We start from the raw sequence: 24,149 nt of genomic DNA on the forward strand, positions 1-24,149 counted from the left end.
CCTGCCACTGGCGCCGCCACCACCAACACCACGCCCGACAACTCCGCTATCGACCAAAGCGATTATGAAACAACGAAATACAACTGTCGTGCTAGCTAGTTCCGAGTCGGCGTGCGTAGTCGGCGTTGAAGTCGGTGAAGTGCTCTCGAAGTTCGTCACCGGGTCAGGTGTGGAGCGCCCAGGCCTGGCGGAACGGGCTTCGCCGCACTATGACTTGGGTCACATTTTGATAATAGTTGACCACATTTGCATCGAAACCTTCCATGCGCTTTGCTAACTCTTTACTATTACGCCTGGTCTTCGCATCATGGGGTCGGGTCCCGCGAAGCCGCTTCACGCAGAGCACACGTAGCACCGCGTTCTCGACAAAGCTTCGCCCCGCCGCTCGCTTTCGATGCCAGTTACTTGTTCGACCGATGAACCGATCGGCTCCACGCCGATTCGGCGAAGGGGAATAATGTCCAACGACACCGATCACGCGCCACGGACTCTCGCCGCAATCGTCCGCCATGACCTACCCGCCTCGGTCGTGGTTTTTCTTGTGGCACTACCACTTTCGCTCGGCATCGCGGTCGCCTCCGGCGCACCGGTCGCCGCCGGACTCATCGCCGCCGTCGTCGGCGGTGTCGTCGCCGGCCTACTAGGTGGCTCGGCCGTGCAGGTCAGCGGTCCGACGGCGAGCCTCACCGTCGTCGTCGCCGAGAGCGTGCGCCAATTCGGTTGGGCCGCTACCTGTTTCATCACCATCGGGGCGGGTCTATTACAGATTCTGTTCGGGCTCAGTCGCGTTGCGCGCGGCGCGCTCGCCATCGCGCCGGTGGTGGTCCATGCGATGCTCGCCGGTATCGGCGTCATCATCGCGCTGCAACAGGTCCATATTCTGCTCGGCGGCAACTCGCTGATTTCGTCATACGCCAGCCTCACCCAGTTGCCCCATCAGTTGATGTCGGTGCATCGCGGCGATCTGTTCGTCGGTCTGGTGGTGATCGTTATCCTGATCGGCTGGAGGTTCCTGCCACGCTCGATCCGTGTCCTGCCCGGGGCGCTGGTCGCGGTGGTGGTCGCCACGATCCTGTCGCTGGTACTGCCGACTCATGTCGAGCGTGTCGTGCTGAACGGGTCGCTGCTCGATTCCATCGGTTTGCCCGCGATCCCGTCCGGCAGTTGGTTCGCGGTGGCGATGGCCATGGTGACGGTCGCACTGATCGCCAGCGTGGAGAGCCTGCTTTCCGCTGTCGCGGTGGACAAGTCGCGGACCGACCATCGAACCGATTTCGATCGCGAGCTGATCGGGCAGGGCTCGGCCAATGTGGTGTCGGGTCTGCTCGGTGGTCTGCCGATCGCGGCCGTGCTCGTTCGCAGCATCACCAATGCTCATGCGGGGGCGCGAACCAGGGTCGCGACCATGCTGCACGGCGTATGGTTCCTGCTGTTCGCGGTCGCGCTGGCCGGGCTGGTGCAGCAGATTCCCAAGGCGGCGCTCGCCGGCTTGCTCATCATCATCGGCGTGCAACTGGTGCAGCTGGCCCATATCCGGTTGGCTCGGCGCACCGGCGATCTGTTCGTCTATGTGGTCACGGCGCTGGGTGTGGTGTTCCTGAACCTGTTGCAAGGCATGGTGATCGGTCTCGGACTTGCTTTCGGCCTGCTGCTGTGGCGGGTGGTCCGGGTGGCCATCCACGCCGAACCGGTAGCCGCCGCCCGCTGCTGGCTGGTCACCATCGACGGCACCTGCACCTTCCTCGCGCTGCCCAAGCTGACCGCGGAACTGGCGAAGGTTCCCGCCGACGTGGATGTGACCATCGAGATGACGGTCGACTTCCTCGACCACGCCTTCTGCGAGCTGATCACCGACTGGGCCGGTGTGCGTGAGGCCGCCGGTGGCACAGTCGATTTCGTCGAGATCGGTAGCACGCGGATGGCGACCGCGGTGGCGGGCCCGCCGGAGCGCGGGCGCTCGCGTCAGGTCATCGATGAGGTCATCGGGCCGTGGCGGCGGACGGGTAATCGGGCGGATCCGATCGCCGCGGGTATCTCCGCCTATCACCGCGGCCACGCGCATCTGATGCGTCCCCATCTGCATGGATTGCGCAACCGGCCCGACGCCGACACGTTCTTCCTGACCTGCGCCGATGCCCGCATCGTGCCGAACGTCATCACCAATAGCGGGCCGGGGGATCTGTTCACCATCCGCAACGTGGGCAATCTGGTTCCGGTCGGCGGTAGCGATGTCTCGGTGGAGGCCGCGCTGGTCTATGCGCTGGAGAAGCTCGACGTGCGTGCCGTGGTGATCTGCGGGCACTCCGGTTGCGGGGCGATGGAGGCACTGCATCGGGAGGTGCGCGCCGGGCCGGGGCTGGGCGACTGGCTCGCCTACGCGCGGCCCAGCCTGGACCGGTTCCGGCTCGGACATCCGGTGGCCGATGCCGCGGCATTCGCCGGATTCGGACCGGTCGACCAGCTCGGCATGGTGAATGTGGCACTGCAACTGGAACGGCTGCATGCCCACCCCGTGGTCCGGCGTGGAATGGAGGAGCGTGGCGTTGCGGTGTCCGGACTGTTCTTCGATCTCGCGACCGCCCGGGTCATCGAGGTCGCCATGGACGGCATTGCCGAGTTCGACGACGAGCTGACGGTCGAAGCATTCGATGAACTGGCCGAGGTGCGCGGCGTCACCGCCGAGCCCGTCTAGTCGCGGGCTGTCGGGCCGAATGATTCGGCCCGACAGGCGAACTCGGCTCCGATATGTTGCATTTCACATCGATTGGAGGTACGGATTCGGCGCACCTTCGGGCAACTTCTCAGGCTTTGCTAAGTCTTTACCAATAGCCTTAACATGCTTTACATCTCGACCCATCGCTGTGTCGGGACCTGCTTCACCGCGAGATGCCGGTTCGCGTTCTATGCCCTGCTGGACATTTTGATCGTCAACCGACCTCGGCGTTCGCGCCGAGTCGGCGAAGGAGAAGTCAATGGCTATTGATAGCGCTGTAGCCGTACCCCCGATTCCGCCCGCTGAACAGGGCAAGAGCCATCGCAGTTCCGAACCTCTGTCTGATCGTTTGTCATCGATCCTGCGCCACGATCTGCCGTCCTCTATCGTGGTTTTCCTGGTCGCGTTGCCGCTGTCCCTCGGCATCGCCGTCGCTTCCGGCGCGCCCGTCGCCGCCGGACTCATCGCCGCCGTCATCGGTGGCATCGTCGCGGGCACGCTCGGCGGTTCACCGCTGCAGGTCAGCGGGCCCGCGGCGGGTCTGACCGTCGTCGTCGCTGAATCCATCAACCAATTCGGTTGGCGGACAACAACATTCATTGTCGTCGCGGCGGGTGTGCTGCAAATTCTGTTCGGGCTCAGCCGGATTGCGCGGGCGGCGTTGGCCGTTGCGCCGGTGGTGGTGCACGCGATGCTCGCCGGCATCGGTATAACCATTGCGCTGCAACAGGTTCACGTCTTACTGGGTGGGTCCTCGCGCAGCTCCGCCTGGAACAACATCACCTTGTTGCCGTCGCAGTTGTTGTCGCTGGACGGCGATGACGCGATCATCGGCGCGGTTGTCATCGTGATCATGCTCGGCTGGCGCAGGGTGCCCGCCAAGGTGCGGGTGGTGCCGGGTCCGCTGGTCGCGGTCCTGGTCGGCACGGTGTTGTCACTTGTGCCGCCGTTCGAGGCCGAGCGAATCGTGTTGAACGGCTCGCTGTTCGACGCGATCGGACTGCCGCAGCTCCCCAGTGGCAACTGGTCCGCAGTGGCATTGATGATCCTGACCGTCGCGCTCATCGCCAGTGTCGAGAGCCTGCTGTCGGCGGTGGCCGTGGACAAGATGCACACCGGTAAGCGCACCAATTTCGACCGTGAGCTGATCGGTCAGGGCTCGGCTAATGTGCTCTCCGGTCTACTGGGTGGTCTGCCGGTTACCGGCGTGATCGTGCGCAGTGCGACCAACGTGCAGGCGGGTGCGCACAGCCGCGCTTCGGCGGTGCTGCACGGCTGCTGGATTCTGGTGTTCTCGGTCGCGTTGGCCGGGGTGGTAGAGCAGATTCCGAAGTCCGCGCTCGCGGGTCTGTTGATCGTCATCGGTATCCAATTGGTCAAGCTGGCGCACATCAAGATGGCCTGGCACACCGGAGATCTGATCATCTACGCCGTCACCGTCGTCGGCGTGGTCTTCCTGAATCTGCTGGAAGGTGTAATCATCGGTCTGGGACTGGCTTTCGGGCTGCTGCTGTGGCGTGTCGTGCGAGTTGCCGTGGCGGCCGAGCAGATTCCCGGTTCGCAGCGCTGGCTGCTGACCATCGACGGTTCCTGCACGTTCCTCGCGCTGCCGAAGCTGTCCGCGGAATTCGCGAAAGTGCCGGCGGGCGTGGATGTTACCGTCGAGATGACGGTCGACTTCCTCGATCATGCCGCTTTCGAAGCTATCGAGGACTGGGTGCGTCAGCAGGAAAGTGGCGGCGGCACAGTGGATTTCGTGGAAATCGGTAGTGCGCGAATGGCGCACGCCACCGCGGGACCGCCGGCCCGCGGGTTCGGCCGCACGATGCTCGACGAGATCCTCGGCCCGTGGCGGGGCGACGACGAGAATGCCGACCGGGTGACCTCGGGTGTCGCCGCTTACCACCGCAGCCACGCCCATGTCGTGCGGCCGCATCTGGACGAACTGCGTGACCGTCAGGATCCCGACACCTTCTTCCTGACCTGCGTCGACTCCCGAGTGGTTCCGAACATCATCACCAACAGCGGTCCCGGCGACATGTTCACGGTGCGCAATGTCGGCAATCTGGTGCCCGACAGCGGCGATGCGTCGGTGGAGGCCGCGCTGGTCTTCGCGCTCAACGAGTTGAATGTGCGGTCCATCGTGGTGTGCGGGCATTCGTCCTGCGGTGCGATGAAGGCGCTGTATTCCGGCACCGATGGCGGGCCGGGGATCGGGCCATGGCTCATGCATGCGCAGCCGAGCCTGGAGCGATTCCAGGCCGGGCACCCGGTGGCGCTGGCGGCCGCGGCCGCCGGATTCGGTGCGGCCGACCAGCTGAGCATGGTCAATGTGGCCGTGCAGGTGGAAACGCTGCACCGGCATCCCGTGGTACGTGCGGCGATGGCCGAGCGTGACGTGACGGTATCGGGGCTGTTCTTCGATATCGCCAGCGCGCGCGTGATCGAGGTGACCGTGGACGGGCTTGCCCATATCGACGACACCGGTGCGCGCACTGCGTCGGAACTCGTCTGAGCCGAATGACACCGGATTCGCCCGACCTCGCTCGGGCGGGTCCGTTCCGGTCGATCGCGCTCGTACGCTGGTGGTGATGAGTGTCGAGTTGGAGTCCGAACCCGCGCCCACGCGCACCGGTTGGCGCGCTGTCCGCGCCCGACTGGTCGCGCGGCCTACGCTCAACCTCGCTTACCGGATCGGGGTCGCGGTGGTCGGGGTTGCGGTGCTGGTCATCGGAATCGTATCGATTCCGTATCCCGGACCCGGCTGGGCGACCGTATTCGCCGGACTCGGCATTCTCGCCACCGAATTCGCCTGGGCGCGCCGGACGCTCTACTGGCTGCGTGACAAGTATCGGCGGGGTATGGCGTGGTACTCGGCACGAGGCCCGGCCATGCGGGTGTCCGCGGCGGTGGCTACCTTCGCACTGGTCCTCACGACACTATGGATATTGGGAACAATCGGGTTGGTCGGCGGCTGGATCGGAGTCGAATGGCAGTGGTTGCACAGTCCCCTGAAGTGGTGAATATGGTCCCTGGCCGCACCTTGACCGAATCGGACTGGCTGTCGGCGCGCATCGCGGAAATGGGCCGCGCTTGGGGCACCACCGAACCCCGGGTCTCCGGCACGCTCTGGTGGTGCATGGTTGCGTCGGCACTGGTCGAACAGCTGGCGCGCGCCTACGCGAGCGACGAACCCGCGCCGGAGCCGTACCTGGACCGCCTCGACTGTGCGGTCCGTCCGGACGGCGGCATAGAACGAGTCCACATCCACCCCAAAGGGCACGGTCTCGACGCCGCGCCGGGTGAGTCCGACGCCGCGCTCGGCAACGCCTGCGCGAAAGCACTGCGGGAGACCCTGGCCGCCGTGATCGGTCCCGTGGCGGCCGTCTCCGGTGCGGGCGTGCCGTCACTCTGGGCGATTGCCGCCGACGCCATCGGGAACCGGGCCCTCGATGTCGGAAATCCCGAGGCCGGGGCGCGGCTCGCGACCGAGGTCGGCGGGAAGCTGCCGGTACCGCGGTTCGTGGACGTCGATGGGCGGACCTTTGTCCGCCGGATTTCGTGCTGCCTGGTCTTCGACGTGCCCGGCTGCGAAATGTGCACCAGCTGCCCGAAGCGGCCGGCCGCCGAACGCAAGACACTCCTGGCTCGGCTCGCGGCCGAAAGCTGATCGCCCGCAAGGTCATTCGGTGTTCACGCCGGGTGCGCCACGGTTCGCGCCAGGTCTGAGCGTGCACTTTCGCGGGAATGTGGCAAAAATGCGGTCGCGTGAGGCGAACCGATTGCTGGATGTCACGTTCGGGTCACGTCCATCGGCACCGGCCGACCCGCGACGCGGCGATCCGAGTCCATCGACGCGGGGCCGCCAGGGTGCCGATAGCATGGTCGCGCCGGAGCAAATTCGCCTCCGACGATGACCCGTGGGCAACCGCCCGCACCAGCGCGGGAACACGCCCGCCAGCGAACGCCAAGGAGTCTCTCGCCGTGACCACCTCAGCACCTATCAGCCCTGTCGCCCTCGTTCGGGTGCCGGCCGGGACGACGGCGGGTGCCGCGGTGCGCGAGGCGGGGCTGCCGACGAAGGGGCCGGACACCATCGTCGTCGTGCGCGATGCCGAGGGGCTCAAGGATCTGTCCTGGACCCCGGACACCGATGTCGAGGTAGAGCCGGTCGCCGCCAATACCGAGGACGGCCGCAGCGTTATCCGGCATTCGGCCGCGCATGTGCTGGCCCAGGCCGTGCAGCAGGAGTTCCCGGAGGCCAAGCTCGGCATCGGCCCGCCCATCAAGGACGGCTTCTACTACGACTTCCGGGTCGACCGGCCGTTCACCCCCGAGGATCTGGCCAAGCTGGAATCCCGGATGAAGAAGATCGTCAAAGGCGCGCAGCGGTTTTCGCGCCGGGTGGTCGAGGTCGAGGACGCGCGGGTCGAACTGGCCAAGGAGCCGTTCAAACTCGAGCTGATCAGCGATAAGTCCGGTATCGACGATCCGGAGGTCATGGAGGTCGGCGGTAAAGAGCTGACCATCTATGACAACCTGGACCCGCGCACCGGCGAAAAGGTCTGGGGCGATCTGTGTCGCGGCCCGCACATTCCGACCACCAAGTTCATCCCCGCCTTCAAGCTGACCCGCAGTTCCGCCGCCTACTGGCGCGGCGACCAGAACCGCGAGGATCTGCAGCGCATCTACGGCACCGCCTGGGAATCGCAGGAGGCCCTCGACGAGCATCTGCACCTGCTCGAAGAAGCCGAGCGCCGCGACCACCGCAAACTCGGTTTGGAACTGGATCTGTTCAGCTTCCCGGACGAACTCGGCTCCGGTCTGCCGGTGTTCCACCCCAAGGGCGGCATCATCCGCAAGGAGCTCGAGGAGTACTCGCGCCGCCGCCACGTCGCCGCGGGCTATGAGTTCGTCAATACGCCGCACATCACCAAGGGGCACCTGTTCGAGGTCTCCGGTCACCTGGACTGGTACCGGGACGGCATGTTCCCGGCCATGCACCTGGACGCCGAGCTGAACGAGGACGGCACCGTTCGCAAGCCCGGCCAGGACTACTACGTCAAGCCGATGAACTGCCCTATGCACAACCTGATCTTCCGCTCGCGCGGCCGGTCCTATCGGGAACTGCCGCTGCGGATGTTCGAATTCGGTTCGGTCTACCGCTACGAGAAGTCCGGTGTCGTGCACGGCCTGACCCGGGTGCGCGGTATGACCCAGGACGATGCACACATCTACTGCACCAAGGAGCAGATGCACGCCGAGTTGACCAGCACGCTGCAATTCGTGCTCGGCCTGCTCGCCGATTACGGCCTCGACGACTTCTACCTCGAGCTGTCCACCAAGGATCCGAAGAAGTTCGTCGGCTCCGAGGAGACCTGGGACGAGGCCACCGAAACCCTCGCCAAGGTGGCCGCGGCCTCCGGACTGGAGCTGGTCCCGGATCCGGGAGGCGCTGCCTTCTACGGTCCGAAGATCTCCGTGCAGGCCAAGGATGCGCTGGGTCGCACCTGGCAGATGTCGACCATCCAGCTCGACTTCAACCTGCCCGAGCGCTTCAATCTGGAATACACCGCCTCCGACGGCACCAAGCAGCGGCCGGTCATGATCCACCGCGCTCTGTTCGGATCCATCGAACGCTTCTTCGGCGTGCTCACCGAGCATTACGCGGGCGCTTTCCCGGCCTGGCTGTCGCCGGTCCAGGTCGTCGGCATCCCGGTCGCGGAAACCTTTGCACCGCATCTGGATTCGGTCATCGAACAGTTGCAGGACGCGGGCGTTCGCGCGCAGGTCGATCGCAGCGACGACCGGATGCAGAAGAAGATCTTCAACAACACCGCACAGAAGATCCCGTTCATGCTGCTGGCCGGCGAGCGCGATGTGAACGCGGGCGCGGTCAGCTTCCGCTTCCGCGACGGCACTCAGGTCAATGGTGTGCCGGTCGCCGCCGCGGTGGCCACGATCGTGGAATGGATCGCCAACCGGGAGAACGCCTCGCCGACCGCCGAGGGTTTTGTGGTGAAGGGCACGGTATGACCGGTCAGGGCCCGGAGGAGGAAGCTTGCGTAACCACGGAGGGGCCCCGCTCATACCAGAATGGACAGAGCATGAGTGAGTGGACCGCGCCCGGGTTCGCGGATGTGAACGCGGACTCGGACGAGCAGGGGAGCATTGTGGATACCGGGGCCGGTGAGCCGGATCGGTTGCAGCGGTTGTGGACTCCGTACCGGATGTCCTATATCGCCGAGGCCGCCAGTCCGAAAGATGCGACGGGCCATCCGTTCACCGATATCCCGAAGATGTCGGACGAGGACGGTCTGGTCATCGCGCGCGGCGAGCACGTCTACGCCGTGCTCAACCTATATCCGTACAACCCCGGACACATGATGGTGGTGCCCTACCGCAAGGTGGCCAACCTCGAGGATCTCACGCTGGAGGAAAGCGCCGAGCTGATGGCTTTCACCCAGCAGGCAATCCGGGTGATGAAGCAGGTCTCGCGGCCGCACGGTTTCAATGTCGGCCTGAATCTCGGTGGAGTGGCCGGTGGTTCGCTCGCTGACCATCTGCATCAGCACATCGTGCCGCGCTGGGGCGGGGATGCCAACTTCATCACCGTCGTCGGCGGTGTGAAGGTCATGCCGCAATTGTTGCGGGAAACTCGGGCGCTGCTTTCGGCGGCGTGGAAGGAAGTCGAGTAGGGTGCTCAGCTTCTTCGGCCGCGAGACGTTCTCCAAAGCGACTGCGCCGTTGGGCAGAGCGCTTGTCAGTACCGGGCTCACCCCCGATGCGATGACGGTGATCGGCACTGTCGCCTCGATCACGGCCGCGGTCACCCTGTTCCCGACCGGACATCTGTTCTGGGGAACCATGGTGATCTGGCTGTTCGTCATGTTCGACATGCTCGATGGAGCCATGGCACGGGCGCGTGGCGGCGGCACGAAATACGGTGCGGTACTGGATGCCACCTGTGACCGCCTCGCCGACGGCGCTATTTTCGCCGGGTTGGCCTGGTGGGCGGTGTATCACGAGAACAGTAAGCCGCTGTTCGCGGCAACGTTGGTGGTTCTGGTTACCTCCCAGGTGATTTCGTATGCGAAGGCGCGCGCCGAGGCGAGTGGCCTCTCCGCGGACGGTGGACTCATCGAGCGGCCGGATCGGCTGATCATCGTGTTGGTCGGTGCCGGACTCACCGGTATCGGCGGGTATTGGGGGATCGAATGGCTGACCTGGGCCGTGCATGTGGCGATGTGGATTCTGGCGGTGTTGAGCATTATCACGGTGTTCCAGCGAGTGTTGGCGGTCCGGAACTCCCCGGGGGCGCGGGATGTGATTCCGCCCGCGCCGCCGCAGAATCCGGCGGACGCGACGGAGTTACCCTCGTGAGTTCCCAGTCCGAAAGCGTCGGCTCGCGGATCAAGTCCGGACTGACGGATTGGGCCTTTGCGGCGGGTTGGCGGTTGGTGCGCGCGCTGCCGGACGCGACGGCGCGGCGGGCATTCGATTGGGGCGGCAATCGGGTCGCGGACAAGGCGAATCGCGCCTTCCGGGCCGGTGGTGAACCGAATCAGTTGCGGCGCAATCTCGCTCGCGTGCTCGGCGTGACTCCGGCAGAGGTGCCCGACGAACTGATCCGCGCGAGCATGCGGTCCTATGCCCGTTACTGGCGCGAAGCGTTCCGACTACCGACGATGGATCACTCGGCGCTGACCGGTTCACCCGTGGCCGGCGTGGAGCATCTGGATGCCGCACTGGCGCGGGGGCGCGGTGTGGTGCTCGCGCTGCCGCACTCCGGGAACTGGGATGCGGCCGGGGTCTGGCTGGTCAACCACAATGGCACCCTCACGACCGTCGCGGAGCGGCTGAAGCCGGAGTCGTTGTTCGAGCGATTCGTCGCCTACCGTACGAGCCTGGGTTTCGAGGTTTTCCCGCTGACCGGTGGTGAGCAGCCGCCGTTCACCGCGCTGGCCGCGCGCCTGCGCGCGAACAATGTCGTATGCCTGATGGGCGAGCGGGACCTGACCGGCAAGGGTGTCCCGGTGACGATGTACGGCGAGCGCACCTGGCTGCCGGCGGGCGCGGCGAAGCTGGCCATCGAGACCGGCGCCGCGCTGATCCCGGTGCACGTCTGGTTCACCGTCGATGCCGATGGTCGCGAAGGTTGGGGGATGAAGACCGAAGCGCCGCTGGATGTTTCGGGCGGTGTCGCGGCGACCACCCAGGCGCTGGCCGACCGGTTCGCGGCCAATATCGCCGAGCATCCGGCCGATTGGCATATGTTGCAGCCACAATGGGAGCAGGACCTTTCGGCGCAGCGGCGAGCCAGGATCGCCGCGGCGCAGGCCGGGATGGAAAGCGCCAATGGGGAGAAGACGCCATGAAAATCGGCATGGTCTGCCCCTATTCGTTCGATGTCCCCGGCGGTGTGCAGGCCCATGTCGTGGAATTGGCGCGGGTATTCATCGAGCGCGGTCACAAGGTGAGCGTGCTCGCGCCCGCATCGGAGGACACTCCGCTGCCGGACTTCGTGGTGTCGGCCGGTCGCGCGGTGGCGATTCCGTACAACGGTTCAGTGGCCCGGTTGTCCTTCGGCCCCATGGCCTACACCAGGATCCGGCGCTGGATCGACGGCAACGACTTCGATGTGCTGCACATTCACGAGCCGAACGCGCCGAGTCTGTCCATGCTCGCGCTGAAGATCGCCGAGGGACCGATCGTGGCCACCTTCCATACCTCGACCACGAAATCGTTGGTGCTGAGCACCTTTCAGGGTGTGCTGCGGCCCTATCACGAGAAGATCAGTGGGCGCATCGCGGTCTCCGAGCTGGCGCGACGCTGGCAGGTGGAGGCGCTCGGCTCGGATGCGGTGGAGATCCCCAACGGTGTCGATGTGGCAGCCTTCGCGCGGGCCCCGATGCTGCCCGGCTATCCCCGTGCGGGTGGGACGGTGCTGTTCCTCGGTCGCTACGACGAACCACGCAAGGGGATGGAGGTCCTGCTCGGCGCGCTGCCCGAATTGGTGCGCCGACATCCGGATGTCGAGATCCTCATAGTCGGGCGGGGTGACGAGGATCGACTGCGCCGCGAGGCCGGGTCGCTCGCCCGGCATCTGTGCTTCCTCGGCCAGGTGTCGGACGCGGAGAAGGCCTCGGCGATGCGCAGCGCGGATGTGTATGTCGCACCGAATCTCGGTGGTGAGAGCTTCGGCATCATTCTGATCGAGGCGATGGCGGCCGGGACCGCAGTGGTGGCAAGCGAATTGGACGCCTTCCGTCGGGTATTGCGCGACGGCACGGCGGGAACGCTCGTTCCGGTAGGGGATTCGGTTCGACTCGCCGCCGCGTTGGACACCCTGCTGACCGATGATGTTCGCCGCGAGGCCCAGATCCACACCGCCAATCAAGTGGTCGGCGAGTACGACTGGCCGGTGGTCGCCGAACAGATCCTGCGGGTCTACGAAACCGTCACGGTGGGGGAGACGCGCGTGCGGGCCGCCGGATGATCAAGGGGTGGGTGATGCGCGGAACGCGTCACGATATCGGCGATAGCATGGTGCAGGCTGCTGGATGATTACGTTCTCCGCCACAACGGTTCTCGTACTCGCGCTCATCGCGGCGGTGGTCGTCGCGATCGGTCTCTGGGCGGCCTCGACGGCGAACCGGCTCGACCGGCTGCATGTGCGGTCGGATCAGTCCTGGCAGGCCCTGGACGGCGCCTTGGCGCGAAGGGCGGTGGTGGCCAGGTCGATTGCCGTGGCCATGGCGGGCCCGACCGCCGATTCCGCGCTGGTGGAGCAGGCCAAACGGCTGACCACACTCGCCGATCGGGCCGAGCGGGCGGGCCGCGCCGACCGTGAAACCATCGAAAATCAGCTCTCCGCAGCGCTTTCCGCGATCGATATCGCCCAATTGCGGCCACAGCAGGTCGCCGAACTCGCCGATGCCGAAGCCCGGGTGCTGATCGCGCGCCGCTTCCACAACGACGCGGTGCGCGATACCCTCGCTCTGCGCACCCGCCGCCCGGTCCGCATCCTGCACCTGGGTGGTACCGCACCGCTGCCGACGTATTTCGAAATCAGTGAACGCGCCACCCCCGCCGCCTCGACCGGTCTGGTCGTCGACACGGTCCGCACCTCGGCGCGCGTGGTGCTGCTCGACGAACAGGACCGCGTACTGCTCATGCGCGGCAACGATCCCAAGACTCCCGATGTCTCCTTCTGGTTCACCATCGGCGGCGGCGTGGAACCGGGGGAGACTCTGCGCAGTGCCGCGGTGCGGGAGCTGTGGGAGGAGACGGGATACACCGCGGATCCGGCCGGCCTGCGCGGTCCGATCTGGCGGCGGGTCGCGGTATTCCCGTTCGACGGTGAACTCATCCGCGCGGAGGAGCTGTTCTTCACACTGCGCGTCCCGGCCTTCGACCCCAAGCCGGCCGATCTGACCGCGGTCGAGCGCCGCAGCATCACCGACAACAAGTGGTGCACCGGCTCGGATATCGTCGCGCTCGACCACACCGGCGAGACGGTCTACCCCTACCACCTCGATCAGTTGCTTCCGGAAGCCGCAGCGGCCGCGTCGGGCGATTCCGATCCCGAGGTGCGGTCCATTCGGTAGGCGGAATTGCCTGAACGCGCACTTCTTTCTCGATTGCGCGGCTTCCGCTGAATCGACGCTCAGGCCGATCGCCCCCGATCAGCATGCGCTCCTGAATCTTTCGACTGTGATGTGTTTCACGATCGTGATAGCGTCGCGACTGGATTGCCGCCGCCTGGGTAGTGCTGGTGGGGGAGCGCTGCCGGGGAGTTCTGGTGGTACTTCCACTACAGAGATAGTCCATTGGCGTGTGGAAGGTAAGCAGTACATGTCCTACCTGTTGTTCGATTTCCTGTTGCCGTTATTGGGTCCCGACGCCGCGCAGTACTGGGCTCAGTTGCTGGTAGTCAGCCCGCTGTAGTTCCCGACCGGGTGTTCGTCGGGGCGGCGCCGGACTTGCGCCGGCCCGACGGATCCGCCTCGTGACCGGTCCAGTGGTCGCGGGTCGAACGCAGACCCGCTGGTCGGGGCAAGGCCAGTGCTGTCCAACTGGCTATCAAGTGGCTCGAGCGGCCCGCCTAGAATCGGTGACGTTAGTTTCAAGCGACCCGATTGGCGCACATGACTCAGGAGTTTGCCGTGACCACGCCCGAGACCACCAACACCATCGGCACCGCCCGCGTGAAGCGCGGGATGGCCGAGATGCTCAAGGGCGGGGTGATCATGGATGTCGTCACCCCCGAGCAGGCCAAGATCGCCGAGGACGCCGGTGCGGTCGCTGTGATGGCGCTGGAGCGTGTGCCGGCCGATATCCGCGCACAGGGCGGCGTCTCCCGGATGAGCGACCCGGACATGATCGACGGCATCATTTCCGCCGTCTCGATCCCGGTCATGGCCAAGGCGCGCATCGGCCACTTTGTCGAGGCGCAGATCCTGCAGAGCCTCGGCGTCGACTACATCGACGAATCCGAGGTGCTGACCCCCGCCGACTACGCCAACCACATCGACAAGTGGAACTTCACCGTGCCGTTCGTCTGTGGCGCGACCAATCTCGGTGAGGCGCTGCGTCGGATCACCGAGGGGGCGGCCATGATCCGCTCCAAGGGTGAGGCGGGTACCGGTGACGTCTCCAATGCCACCACCCACATGCGCAAGATCCGCGCCGAGATCCGCAAGCTGTCCGCACTGCCCGAGGACGAACTGTTCGTTGCCGCCAAGGAATTGCAGGCACCGTACGACCTGGTGCGTGAGGTCGCGCAGACCGGCAAGCTGCCCGTCGTGCTGTTCACCGCGGGCGGTATCGCCACCCCCGCCGATGCGGCGATGATGATGCAGCTCGGCGCCGAGGGTGTGTTCGTCGGCTCAGGCATCTTCAAGTCCGGCAACCCGGCCGAGCGCGCCGCCGCTATCGTCAAGGCGACCACCTTCCACGACGACCCGGATGTGCTCGCCAAGGTTTCGCGCGGTCTGGGCGAGGCCATGGTCGGCATCAATGTCGAGGAACTGCCGGTCGATCATCGGCTGGCCGAGCGCGGTTGGTGATTCTGCGCTAGCGCCGAACCGAATCGACGCCCGCGGCACCGGGATTGTGTGATCCACCGCCGCGGGCGTTGCTCGTCTTGGGCGATGGTGGGTGGGGCAGAAACTGTCGCGGCCCTCACTGTTGTCTTATGCCCGCCACAGAGTTGGTGGCTAGCTTCGGAATTCAGTGCATATCGGCGGCCGTGCGCCTGGTTGGTGCGGCACCGTCGGGCTCACGGACCTATCCGAACAGCAAAGGATGACCAGTTGAAGCTTCGTAAGACCGGACGCATCGCGATCGCGGGTCTGGCCGCCGTGGCCGCGCTCAGCCTGTCGGCGTGTGGCAGCGATGACTCGACAACCGCGACCACGCCGACCAAGACCTCGACCAGCGTGACGAAGTCGACTGCGAACATCCCGCCGACCCCGAGCGTTGCCGACCTCAACGCCCAGCTGCTCCGTGCGCTGGACCCGTCGGTGCCGAGTTCGGAGAAGTTGGATCTGGTACAGGGTGCGCAGGCGGATCCGGAACTGCCGAACCGCCTGGCGCAGGCATACCAGCAGGCCGGCGCCAAGGCCGAGGTCACCGAGGTCAATGCCTTCGGTGACGCACTCAATGCCAAGGCGAATTTCACCATCAACGGCCAGGAGAACATCGTCGATGTGCCCTTCGTCGCCGAGGACGGCAAGTGGAAGGTCGAAAAGAGTTGGGCCTGCACCATGTTGACCAACCTCGGTCAGCAGTCGACGGCCTGCGGCTAGTCCTGATCCGGCCGCAGTCGGTTCGGCCGGGGGAGTGGGTGATTCGAGGCGGCGAGCACTGTGCTCGCCGCCTCATCGCGTTTTCCATCACGGGCTTCCGTGGCGGATCCCGAGAAGGGCTTCTGATGGTACAAACGCATGTCGATACTGGGATATGCGCATTTAAATATGTATGCGAATTCGCGGTCGAGGGTGCGGAAATGTCTGTCTCCCAAAAAGATTGCAGAGGAGGGGAAAGTCGACTTTCTCGGGTGAAGATGAAGATGTCTACCGACGAGCAATGTCGTCTATTCGGAGTGCCGGACGATCGGGGTGGTCCCAGCGGATGAAAAAGGTTGGGGCGCTGGGGTTGTCGCGGTCGTGGCGGAGGAGGGCGGGGATGGTCCACCGGTCGACGGGTGGGGTACGGCGGTACAGCGCGGGTTCGGACATGTCGAGATGGACGCTCAGATCGAAGTCGAGACCTCGACCCAAAAGCATGGGACCCGCGATGAGCAGGACAGTGCCAGGGGCGGCGGTGCGGATGGGGGACCGTGCCGAGCGGTCGCGATCCTCGTCCCAGAGCGCGGCGAGCCAGCGGGCGTCGTCACGCAGCGCCCGGATGACTTCGCGGTCCAGTGCCGCATAGTCGAACCAGGCGGTGCGATAAGACATTTCGTCGGTGCGGCCGAATTCCATACGGAGCGAGGCGGGGCGGATGTAGTCATGCAGCGAGACGACCTCGGCGGCGCGGCCGGTGTCGCGCAGTGCGGTGGAGATGTGGTCCGCGGCAGTCACGGGTTCGGCCGCGTCGGCTCCGTCGATGGCGATCAGCACCCGCCCGCCGAGTTCGCGGATGCGATCGGTGATGAGTTCGACGAGGCCGTCCCGGGTGATCGGATCGAAATGCGGCACCGATCCATTCCACCAAACGATGCTGTCGAACCCCGTTCTGGGCGGCGGATGCGGCCATTGCCGAGAGGTCACCGACAGGCCGCGTGGGCGCTCGGGATAATCTCGCCGTCATGGCGACAATCGAAGAGGCGCTGGAGATCGAGCGGCTCGAGCGGGACATCTTCCGTGGCGCGTCCACCAAGACCCAGCTCGAGCGCACGTTCGGCGGACAGGTTGCCGGCCAGGCGCTGGTGTCGGCGGTGCGGACGGTGGAGCCCCGGTTCCAGGTGCATTCACTGCACGGGTACTTCCTGCGGCCCGGAAATCCGGCAGAGCGGACGGTGTACCTTGTCGAGCGGATCCGCGACGGCCGGTCCTTCTGTACTCGGCGGGTCACCGGCGTGCAGGACGGCGCCGCGATCTTCACCATGTCGGCGTCGTTCCATGTCGGCGACTCGGGGCCGGAACATCAGGACGAAATGCCGTCGGTGCAGGGTCCGGATGAGCTGCCCGATGCCAGCGTCACCCTCAGCCCTGAGCGACTGTGGGCAATGCGTGAATGGGAGCACTGGGATATCCGCACCGTGCCGCAGGATGTAGTGACCCGCCGCGACGGCGTGGTCTCCCCGCAGCAGGTGTGGTTCCGTTACCGGCATCCGCTGCCCGACGCACCGGTGGTGCACGTCTGCACCCTCGCCTACATGAGCGATATGACCCTGCTCGGTTCCTCGAAGGTGACCCACCCCGACGAGCCGACCCAGAATGCCTCACTCGATCACGCCATGTGGTTCCTGCGCCCGTTCCGAGCCGACGACTGGCTGCTCTACGACCAGTCCTCCCCGTCCGCGGGCTTCGGTCGCGCGCTGACCGGCGGCAAGATCTTCAACCGCGCGGGTGAGTTGGTCGCGGCGGTTGTGCAGGAGGGCTTGATTCGCACACCGCGCGGGGAGTAAGGGCGAACGCGTACTGTTCCCAGTGATGGGAATTTTGAGCGGCCGGTATTCGTTCGGGTGGCTCGTGGACCGCCGCGCGGTCGCCGACCAGGGGGGCGAGGGTTTCAACGCGTCAAGAATGAGGAATCGGCACATTCACCAGCTGACCCGGGCTCGACCGCGGTGGCGTGAGTGTGGCCGCAGCGCACCACCGCGGCCGGTTGAGCCTCGTCGGGCTCAGACCACCTGCACGCGCAGGTGGCAGACCACCGTGTCGGTTATCCGACGAAGTTCGCGTTCGAGTTCATCGCTGCGGTGGCTGGGCAGCACTCGGTCCCAGCCGCTCGGCGGATCGATCTCAGCGATGACGACGACCTTGCGCCGTCCGGGGAAGTTCTCGCGGACATAGCGGGCGACGGGTCCGCCGACGGTGGCATCGCAGTCCTCCAGCAGGACCAGCCGGACCTCGGGATGCCAGGCCTCCCAGGCATTGGTGAATGCCCGCACCGATTCGCCGGGTAGGCAAACATGCACGGCGACAATGTCTTTGCCGATCGACATAGCGGCCGAGAGCGCCTCGCGGCTGAGTTCGGAGACCTCGGAGATCGGTACCACGATCGCCGTGCCGGTGGCCTGCGGCTGGCCCGGGATGGCACCGTTGCCGCGGCAGCCACCGATTCTGGTGTAGGCACCGCGAATTCGCTCCATACCGAGCACCAGTGCGGGCAGCACCAGCACGATCAACCACGCGCCGTCGGTGAATTTCATCGCGGTGGTGACGATCGCGGCGACACAGGTGAGCAGTGCGCCGAAGCCGTTGAGTGCGATCCGCCAGTGCCAGCCCGCGGTCCTGGTCTGCCGCCAGTGCTGGACCATACCGGTCTGCGCGATGGTGAATCCGACGAAGACGCCGATCGCGAACAAGGGAACGAGCGCGTTCATATTGCCGCGCGCCGCGATCAACAGCACTCCGGCAGTCACGCCCAGGGTGAGCACGCCGTAGCGGTACACCTGACGTGGCGAGGTGACCGAGAATCGGTGCGGCAGGCAGTTGTCGTCGGCGAGGATTCGGGTGAGCGTCGGCAATCCGCCATAGGAAGTGTTGGCGGCCAGCGCCAGCAGCACGACCGTCGCGAATTGCACAATGTAGTAGCCGATTCCGTGCCCGAGCGCCGCCTCGGTGACCTGGGAGAGTACGGTCGTTCCTTCGATCGGGCGCAATGCGAATTTCTGGATGAGCACCGCGAGCCCGATCAACATGATGCCGAGCAGTGCGCCGAGCGCCACCTCCGCACGCTGCGCGCGTTTCACCTTCGGCACGGCGAAGCTCGGCACCGCATTGGCGATCGCCTCGACACCGGTCAGCGCCGCGCACCCGCTGGAGAATGCCTTGAGCAGCAACAACACTCCGACGGTGTGGATATCGCCGACTGCCCCGGTCCCGGTGGTGATCGCGGCCGGTTCGGAGCGCATCAGCCCGCCGATAATGACTGCGAAGATGCCGGCGACGAAGACGATCGTCGGCAGCATGAAGGCGCGCGCGCTTTCTCGGATGCCGCGCAGATTGAGCGCGGTGACACCGGTCAGTATCGCGAGGCAGATCCACACCCTATACCCGTGCAGCGCCGGGAATGCCGAGGTCAGGGCGGCAACACCGGCCGCGATCGAGACCGCGACATTGAGGATGTAGTCGACGATCAGCGAGGCCGCGGCGACCAGGCTGGCACGGTGGCCGAGATGCCGTTTCGCCACCGCGTAGGCACCACCGCCGTCGGGAAAGGCCGCGATCACCTGCCGGTAGGACGCGACCAGTACGGCGAGCAGGGCGGCGATCGCGAGGGTCACCGGCAGTGTCATGCCGAGTCCGACGCCGCCTGCGGTGGCCAGCACCAGCACGATGGCTTCCGGACCGTAGGAGACCGATGCCATGGCATCGAGGGAGAGCCCCGCCAGGCCGGTCGAAACGGTCAACCCCTGGTGCGTGGTCGAGACAGTATTCGCTTCCGCACGTGGCGTGGGCGCCTTGTGTGGCAAAACGGTAATCACATGTGTGAGTGTCGACCGCTTTCGCGCATATGAACCCGGTCTTGACACAACGTTGACGGCTACCGTGAGCAGGGGCACGACACCGCGCCTCGTAAGCTCATGGCGTGAATGCATCGGTCGCCGCGCCCGCAACGGGCGCGCAGCAGAGTCCCGACCAGCCCACCATCGGCGTGCTGGCGCTGCAGGGTGATGTGCGCGAACACGTCGCGGCACTCGCGGAATGCGGTGCGCAACCGGTGTTGGTGCGTCGTGCATCCGAGCTCGCGTCGGTGGATGCGCTGGTGCTGCCGGGCGGTGAATCGACCGCGATCAGCAAGCTGCTGGAGGTCTTCGAACTTCTCGAACCGGTGCGCGCGCGGCTGCGGGAAGGTATGCCCGCCTTCGGATCCTGCGCCGGGATGATCCTGCTCGCTGCCGAGGTACTCGACACCCGCCCCGATGCCCAACATCTGTCTGGTATCGATATGACGGTGCGGCGCAACGCTTTCGGCCGTCAGGTCGACTCGTTCGAGACCGATCTGGAGTTCGCCGGCCTGACCGATGGCCCGGTGCGCGCGGTATTCATCCGGGCGCCGTGGGTGGAGCGGGTCGGCGCGGGTGTCGAGGTGCTGGCGACGGTCCCGAGTGGACCGGCCGCCGGACGCATTGTCGCGGTGCGGCAGGGCCGGGTGGTCGCGACGTCGTTCCATCCGGAGGTCACCGGCGATCTGCGGGTGCACCGGCTGTTCGTCGATCTGGTTCGCGACGCCCAGTAGTCGCCCTCGGAAATTCGCCATAACCAGACGAGTAGGCTGGCAGAGCTGTCTACCCGGCCGGTGCGGGTATCGTGCGCACGATCAGAAGTGCTGTCGACTGGAGGAAGTAGGGAATGAGCGGCCACTCCAAATGGGCCACCACCAAGCACAAGAAGGCGGGGATCGACGCGAAGCGCGGCAAGCTCTTCGCCAAGTTGATCAAGAACATCGAGGTGGCGGCCCGCACTGGTGGCAGTGACCCAGCGGGCAATCCGACGCTGTACGACGCCATCCAGAAGGCGAAGAAGTCGTCGGTTCCGAACGACAACATCGAGCGTGCCCGCAAGCGCGGCGGCGGTGAAGAGGCCGGCGGCGCCGACTGGCAGACCATCATGTACGAGGGCTACGGCCCCAATGGTGTCGCGGTGCTGATCGAATGCCTCACCGACAACCGTAACCGCGCCGCCGGTGAAGTACGCGTGGCGATGACCCGCAATGGCGGCAACATGGCCGACCCGGGCTCGGTTTCCTACCTGTTCCACCGCAAGGGCATCGTGACCCTGGAGAAGAATGGGCTGTCCGAGGACGATGTGCTGCTGGCCGTGCTCGACGCGGGCGCGGAGGAGGTCAACGACCTCGGTGATTCCTTCGAGATCATCAGCGAGCCGTCTGATCTGATCCCGGTGCGCAAGGCGCTGCAGGACGCCGGAATCGATTACGACTCCGCTGAATCCGGCTTCCAGCCGTCGGTATCGGTGGCCGTGGACATAGACGGCGCGCGCAAGGTGTTCAAGTTGGTCGACGCGCTCGAGGACAGCGACGACGTGCAGAACGTCTACACCAATGTCGACATCTCCGACGAGGTCGGCGCCCAGCTCGAACAGGACTGACACGGGATATCGATGTATCGGACCGGATGACGTGCAGAACGTCACTGCGTCCGACGGTCGACATCTCCGGCGAGGTTGATGCCCGTTCGAGCAGGACTGACACGGGATATCGATGTATCGGACTGGATGACGTGCAGAACGTCACTGCGTCCGACGGTCGACATCTCCGGCGAGGTTGATGCCCGTTCGAGCAGGACTGACACGGCACATCATCGTTCTTCGCCTCGGGGCGGTTCGCGGACATGCGGACCGCCCCGAGTGCGTTTCGGCCTGGATGCGAGCTGGTTACTCCGCGATTCGTGTCCGATCGGACCACTCGTAGACCCGCAGCCGCCCCTCGGGCGTATCGGCCTCCCGGTTGGTGACCTTGAAGTGCTCATATCCGCCGCGGAATTCGACCTTGAGCTCGACGCCGGGCGGGGTGATCGGAACGATGCGTGCGGGCAAGTCTTTCGGCCCACCTTCCAGGACAGCCTTCGCAACATTGCTCATGCTTCGGATGGTAGGTCTCGGATGTGATGCACGCCACAAACGTGGCCGAAAACTTGTGCTGCCCTACGGGGGATTCCGGCGCGGCGGGCCAAGGCGATGGCCGAGGTGTCCGGCAGCGGAGATGGCACGATTGCCAATATTCGATATGTTCGTGCCATGGTTGCTACCTCGGATGGGCGGTCGGCGCGACATCGGGTGGTCGTGCTCGCATTGGACGGGGTGTATCCCTTCGAGCTCGGCATTCCGAGTCGGGTCTTCGACATGGCCGCGGAACTGTACGAGGTGAGCACCTGCTCCATCGATGGCGCACCGGTGCCGAGCCGGTCCGATTTCGCCATCGCCGTCCAGCACGACAGCCGTGCGTTGGCGACCGCCGACACCGTGGTCATTCCAGCCTGCGATATCGATATGACGCTCGGTGGCACGCTGCCGCCCCCGCTGGCCGCGGCATTCGCGCGCATCCGACCGGGCACCCGCATCGTGTCGATCTGTACCGGCGCATTCGTAACCGCCGCCGCCGGATTGCTCGATGGTCGTCCCGCCACGACGCACTGGAATGTGGCGGAGCTGTTCCGGCGCACGTTTCCGCGGGTGCGACTGAATACCGATGTCCTCTACGTCGACGACGATGACGTGCTCACCTCGGCCGGCGCTGCGGCGGGCATAGATCTGTGTCTGCACCTGGTGCGCCGCGACCACGGCAGCGCGGTCGCCAATACGGTGGCGCGCCGCTGCGTCGTGCCGCCGTGGCGGGATGGCGGCCAGGCCCAATACATCGAACAGCCGGTGCCGCCCTCGACGTCGGCGGGCACCGCGGCTGCCAGGCACTGGGCTGTCGAGAATCTCCAATTGCCTTTGACCATTGATGATCTCGCCGTCCGAGCTCGAATGAGCAAGCGCACCTTCGCCCGTCGCTTCCGTAACGAGGTCGGCATGAGCCCGGGGCGCTGGCTCATCCAACAGCGCGTCTTGCGTGCCCGCCAACTCCTCGAATCGACCGATTTGACCGTGGACCGCATTGCTGGCGAGGTCGGCTTCGCCACCGGCAGCTCACTACGCCAACACCTGCACGATTCCATCGGCGTCGCACCGCTGGTCTATCGCCGAACCTTCCGCGTGGAGTCGGTCGTACGGACCGAAGTGCTGGACTGAGCCGAAGCTCGATTCATCGACCCCGCAATCGGGTTCAGGTCGCGTCGGGCACCGGCACACCGACGCGGGCGACGATCCAAGGGAACGACGAGGTGAACGCGGCCGAGGCGAATTGCCACGTGTGGCCGCCCTGGGTGGTGTGGATGGTGCAATCGATGCCGACCTCGTGGCCTGCGTCGCAGAGCTTTTCGGCGGCCCCGACCTCACCGGTGTCGAAAACTCCGTCGTGGCCGCCCATGCCGACGGTGTCGTCATCGGCGGCTGCGGCCTGCTGATGTGCGCCATGGGATCCCGGACCGGATTTGAGTGGGGTGAGATCATCGAACAGACCCGCCATGCCGGTGTAGGGGCCGTGTTCGGCCATGACGGTGAGCGGATCGAAGGCGGCCCAGCGGTCGGCGTCGCCGCCGAAAAGCCTTCGGATCGTTTGTTCCTTATTGCCCGAGGCCGGGCCCAGATCGCCCGCGATATCGACGAAGGTGCGCACCAATTCGGGGTGCATTACCGCTAGATCGACCGCACAGGTGCCGCCCATGGACCAGCCGACCACCGCCCAGTTCGCCGGATCGGCCGAGGCGCCGAACCGAGATCGGAGGTAGGCGGGCACATCTCGGGTCAGATGGTCGGCGGCATCGCCGCGTGGACCGTTCACACACTCGGTGTCATTGTTGAAGCTGCCGCTGGAGTCGACGAACACGAGGATCGGCGCGCGGCCGCCGTTGGCGGCGGTGAACTTGTCCACCTCGGGCATGATCTGACCGCTGCGGATCCAGTCGGCGGGGGTATTGAATTCGCCGCCGATCATCATGACGACCGGCAGCGTCGGCGGCGTCGGACCGGCGAACCAGGCCGGCGGCAGGTACACGTATTCGGTTCGATGCGGAAAACCGCTGCCTGCGTCCGGAATTAGCACCGGCACGATCTTGCCGGCGCTGACATCGGTATTGCGCAGACCCAGCAGCGCATCGATATCGGTCTGATTCGGCAGCGGACCCGCGGTGAGCGCATTCCATGCGGACTGCACGGTGGGGTAGTAGCCCACCCACTGGTTGAGCACGATGCCGGTGCTCAACAGTGCCAGCGGTATGGCGAGCACCGAGACACCGCGTCGCCACCACCTGGTACTGCGCCAGCCGAGCGCGGCGACCGCGATCGCCGCCACCGCGATGCCGACGCAGGCCCATAATTCGACCGGCGCTGGATCCGAGGCCAATCCCTGATCGTTCACATATGCCCATGCGGCCACCGCACCTGCCGCACCGAGCACCACGCAGACCGGCAGCAGCACCAGCCGCCAGCGTCGGGTCCGCCAGCCGATCGCCAGGATGAATGCCGCCACCGCGACCAATTCCACGGTGACCGGCAGCCAGCCGTGCAGCAGCGATACGCCGTGATGAAAGCCGTTCTGGTAGTTCGGATTCAGATTCGCCGAAGGCAGCTTCGGTGGTGGCGGCGGTGTCACGGGGGTCGCTGGCGCGGCGAGCGGGGCACGGACTACGGGCACC

Annotated in this window: 20 protein-coding genes; 16 read left to right on the top strand and 4 right to left on the bottom strand. The window is 65.7% G+C overall.

All coding sequences use genetic code 11. From position 1 onward, the window contains the following. Window positions 1–457: 457 nt before the first annotated feature. From AB0L63_RS15385 to AB0L63_RS15440, 12 genes are all read left to right on the top strand, one after another. A complete protein-coding gene (locus tag AB0L63_RS15385; RefSeq protein WP_364500290.1) occupies window positions 458–2,692 on the top strand; it encodes a bifunctional SulP family inorganic anion transporter/carbonic anhydrase in 2,235 nt (744 codons plus the stop codon). Window positions 2,693–2,972: 280 nt separating this feature from the next. After that, a complete protein-coding gene (locus AB0L63_RS15390) occupies window positions 2,973–5,228 on the top strand; it encodes a bifunctional SulP family inorganic anion transporter/carbonic anhydrase (RefSeq protein ID WP_364500293.1) in 2,256 nt (751 codons plus the stop codon). Window positions 5,229–5,304: 76 nt separating this feature from the next. Then, on the top strand, window positions 5,305–5,736 hold the full coding sequence (locus tag AB0L63_RS15395) for a TIGR02611 family protein (protein WP_364500295.1): 432 nt from the start codon (window positions 5,305–5,307) through the stop codon (window positions 5,734–5,736). Beyond that, window positions 5,703–6,383 carry a (2Fe-2S)-binding protein gene (locus AB0L63_RS15400; protein ID WP_364500298.1) on the top strand — a complete coding sequence of 227 codons (681 nt, stop codon included), beginning with the start codon at window positions 5,703–5,705 and terminating at the stop codon, window positions 6,381–6,383. Before AB0L63_RS15395 ends, AB0L63_RS15400 begins: the two co-directional genes overlap by 34 nt. A gap of 314 nt (window positions 6,384–6,697) precedes the next feature. Then, a complete protein-coding gene (gene thrS, locus AB0L63_RS15405) occupies window positions 6,698–8,749 on the top strand; it encodes a threonine--tRNA ligase (RefSeq protein WP_364500300.1) in 2,052 nt (683 codons plus the stop codon). Between the two features lie 71 nt (window positions 8,750–8,820). Continuing rightward, window positions 8,821–9,411, top strand: a complete 591-nt coding sequence (locus AB0L63_RS15410) for an HIT domain-containing protein (protein WP_364500303.1) — start codon at window positions 8,821–8,823, stop codon at window positions 9,409–9,411. Window position 9,412: 1 nt separating this feature from the next. Next, window positions 9,413–10,096 (top strand): phosphatidylinositol phosphate synthase, encoded by a 684-nt coding sequence (gene pgsA, locus AB0L63_RS15415; RefSeq protein ID WP_364500305.1) that lies wholly within the window; start codon window positions 9,413–9,415, stop codon window positions 10,094–10,096. Then, complete coding sequence (locus AB0L63_RS15420) at window positions 10,093–11,091, top strand: phosphatidylinositol mannoside acyltransferase (RefSeq protein WP_364500307.1); 999 nt, start codon at window positions 10,093–10,095, stop codon at window positions 11,089–11,091. Before pgsA ends, AB0L63_RS15420 begins: the two co-directional genes overlap by 4 nt. Then, window positions 11,088–12,212 (top strand): glycosyltransferase family 4 protein, encoded by a 1,125-nt coding sequence (locus tag AB0L63_RS15425; RefSeq protein ID WP_364500310.1) that lies wholly within the window; start codon window positions 11,088–11,090, stop codon window positions 12,210–12,212. The genes AB0L63_RS15420 and AB0L63_RS15425 overlap by 4 nt, the downstream gene beginning before the upstream one ends. Window positions 12,213–12,279: 67 nt before the next feature. Beyond that, window positions 12,280–13,323 carry an NUDIX domain-containing protein gene (locus AB0L63_RS15430; protein WP_364501033.1) on the top strand — a complete coding sequence of 348 codons (1,044 nt, stop codon included), beginning with the start codon at window positions 12,280–12,282 and terminating at the stop codon, window positions 13,321–13,323. Between the two features lie 558 nt (window positions 13,324–13,881). Next, the gene (gene pdxS / locus AB0L63_RS15435) at window positions 13,882–14,784 is read left to right on the top strand and encodes a pyridoxal 5'-phosphate synthase lyase subunit PdxS (RefSeq protein ID WP_364500313.1); all 903 of its coding nucleotides are present in this window, start codon (window positions 13,882–13,884) and stop codon (window positions 14,782–14,784) included. A 246-nt stretch (window positions 14,785–15,030) separates the two neighbouring features. Then, complete coding sequence (locus AB0L63_RS15440) at window positions 15,031–15,525, top strand: hypothetical protein (protein WP_364500316.1); 495 nt, start codon at window positions 15,031–15,033, stop codon at window positions 15,523–15,525. Between the two features lie 267 nt (window positions 15,526–15,792). Here AB0L63_RS15440 and AB0L63_RS15445 read toward each other — a convergent pair whose 3' ends face one another. After that, window positions 15,793–16,419: a hypothetical protein gene (locus tag AB0L63_RS15445; protein ID WP_364500318.1), complete on the bottom strand. Its 627-nt coding sequence runs from the start codon at window positions 16,417–16,419 to the stop codon at window positions 15,793–15,795. Between the two features lie 110 nt (window positions 16,420–16,529). On the opposite strand from AB0L63_RS15445, the gene AB0L63_RS15450 reads away from it, so the two are divergent. After that, on the top strand, window positions 16,530–17,351 hold the full coding sequence (locus AB0L63_RS15450; protein ID WP_364500321.1) for an acyl-CoA thioesterase II: 822 nt from the start codon (window positions 16,530–16,532) through the stop codon (window positions 17,349–17,351). Window positions 17,352–17,567: 216 nt separating this feature from the next. Here the strand turns inward: AB0L63_RS15450 and AB0L63_RS15455 are convergent, their stop codons facing one another. Next, a complete protein-coding gene (locus tag AB0L63_RS15455) occupies window positions 17,568–19,259 on the bottom strand; it encodes an APC family permease (protein WP_364501036.1) in 1,692 nt (563 codons plus the stop codon). Window positions 19,260–19,480: 221 nt separating this feature from the next. Between AB0L63_RS15455 and pdxT the strand changes: the two genes are divergently transcribed. Continuing rightward, on the top strand, window positions 19,481–20,131 hold the full coding sequence (gene pdxT, locus AB0L63_RS15460) for a pyridoxal 5'-phosphate synthase glutaminase subunit PdxT (protein ID WP_364500323.1): 651 nt from the start codon (window positions 19,481–19,483) through the stop codon (window positions 20,129–20,131). A gap of 113 nt (window positions 20,132–20,244) precedes the next feature. Continuing rightward, complete coding sequence (locus AB0L63_RS15465) at window positions 20,245–21,000, top strand: YebC/PmpR family DNA-binding transcriptional regulator (RefSeq protein ID WP_364500325.1); 756 nt, start codon at window positions 20,245–20,247, stop codon at window positions 20,998–21,000. A 285-nt stretch (window positions 21,001–21,285) separates the two neighbouring features. Here the strand turns inward: AB0L63_RS15465 and AB0L63_RS15470 are convergent, their stop codons facing one another. Then, on the bottom strand, window positions 21,286–21,492 hold the full coding sequence (locus AB0L63_RS15470; protein WP_364500327.1) for a DUF5988 family protein: 207 nt from the start codon (window positions 21,490–21,492) through the stop codon (window positions 21,286–21,288). Window positions 21,493–21,648: 156 nt separating this feature from the next. On the opposite strand from AB0L63_RS15470, the gene AB0L63_RS15475 reads away from it, so the two are divergent. Beyond that, the gene (locus AB0L63_RS15475) at window positions 21,649–22,644 is read left to right on the top strand and encodes a helix-turn-helix domain-containing protein (protein ID WP_364500330.1); all 996 of its coding nucleotides are present in this window, start codon (window positions 21,649–21,651) and stop codon (window positions 22,642–22,644) included. Between the two features lie 34 nt (window positions 22,645–22,678). Here AB0L63_RS15475 and AB0L63_RS15480 read toward each other — a convergent pair whose 3' ends face one another. Continuing rightward, window positions 22,679–24,148, bottom strand: coding sequence for an alpha/beta hydrolase-fold protein (locus AB0L63_RS15480; protein WP_364500332.1), 1,470 nt, complete (start codon window positions 24,146–24,148; stop codon window positions 22,679–22,681). Window position 24,149 lies beyond the last annotated feature (1 nt).

Origin of the sequence: Nocardia sp. NPDC051990, assembly GCF_040680755.1 — a bacterium.
In the GTDB taxonomy this organism is placed as follows: Bacteria; Actinomycetota; Actinomycetes; order Mycobacteriales; family Mycobacteriaceae; genus Nocardia.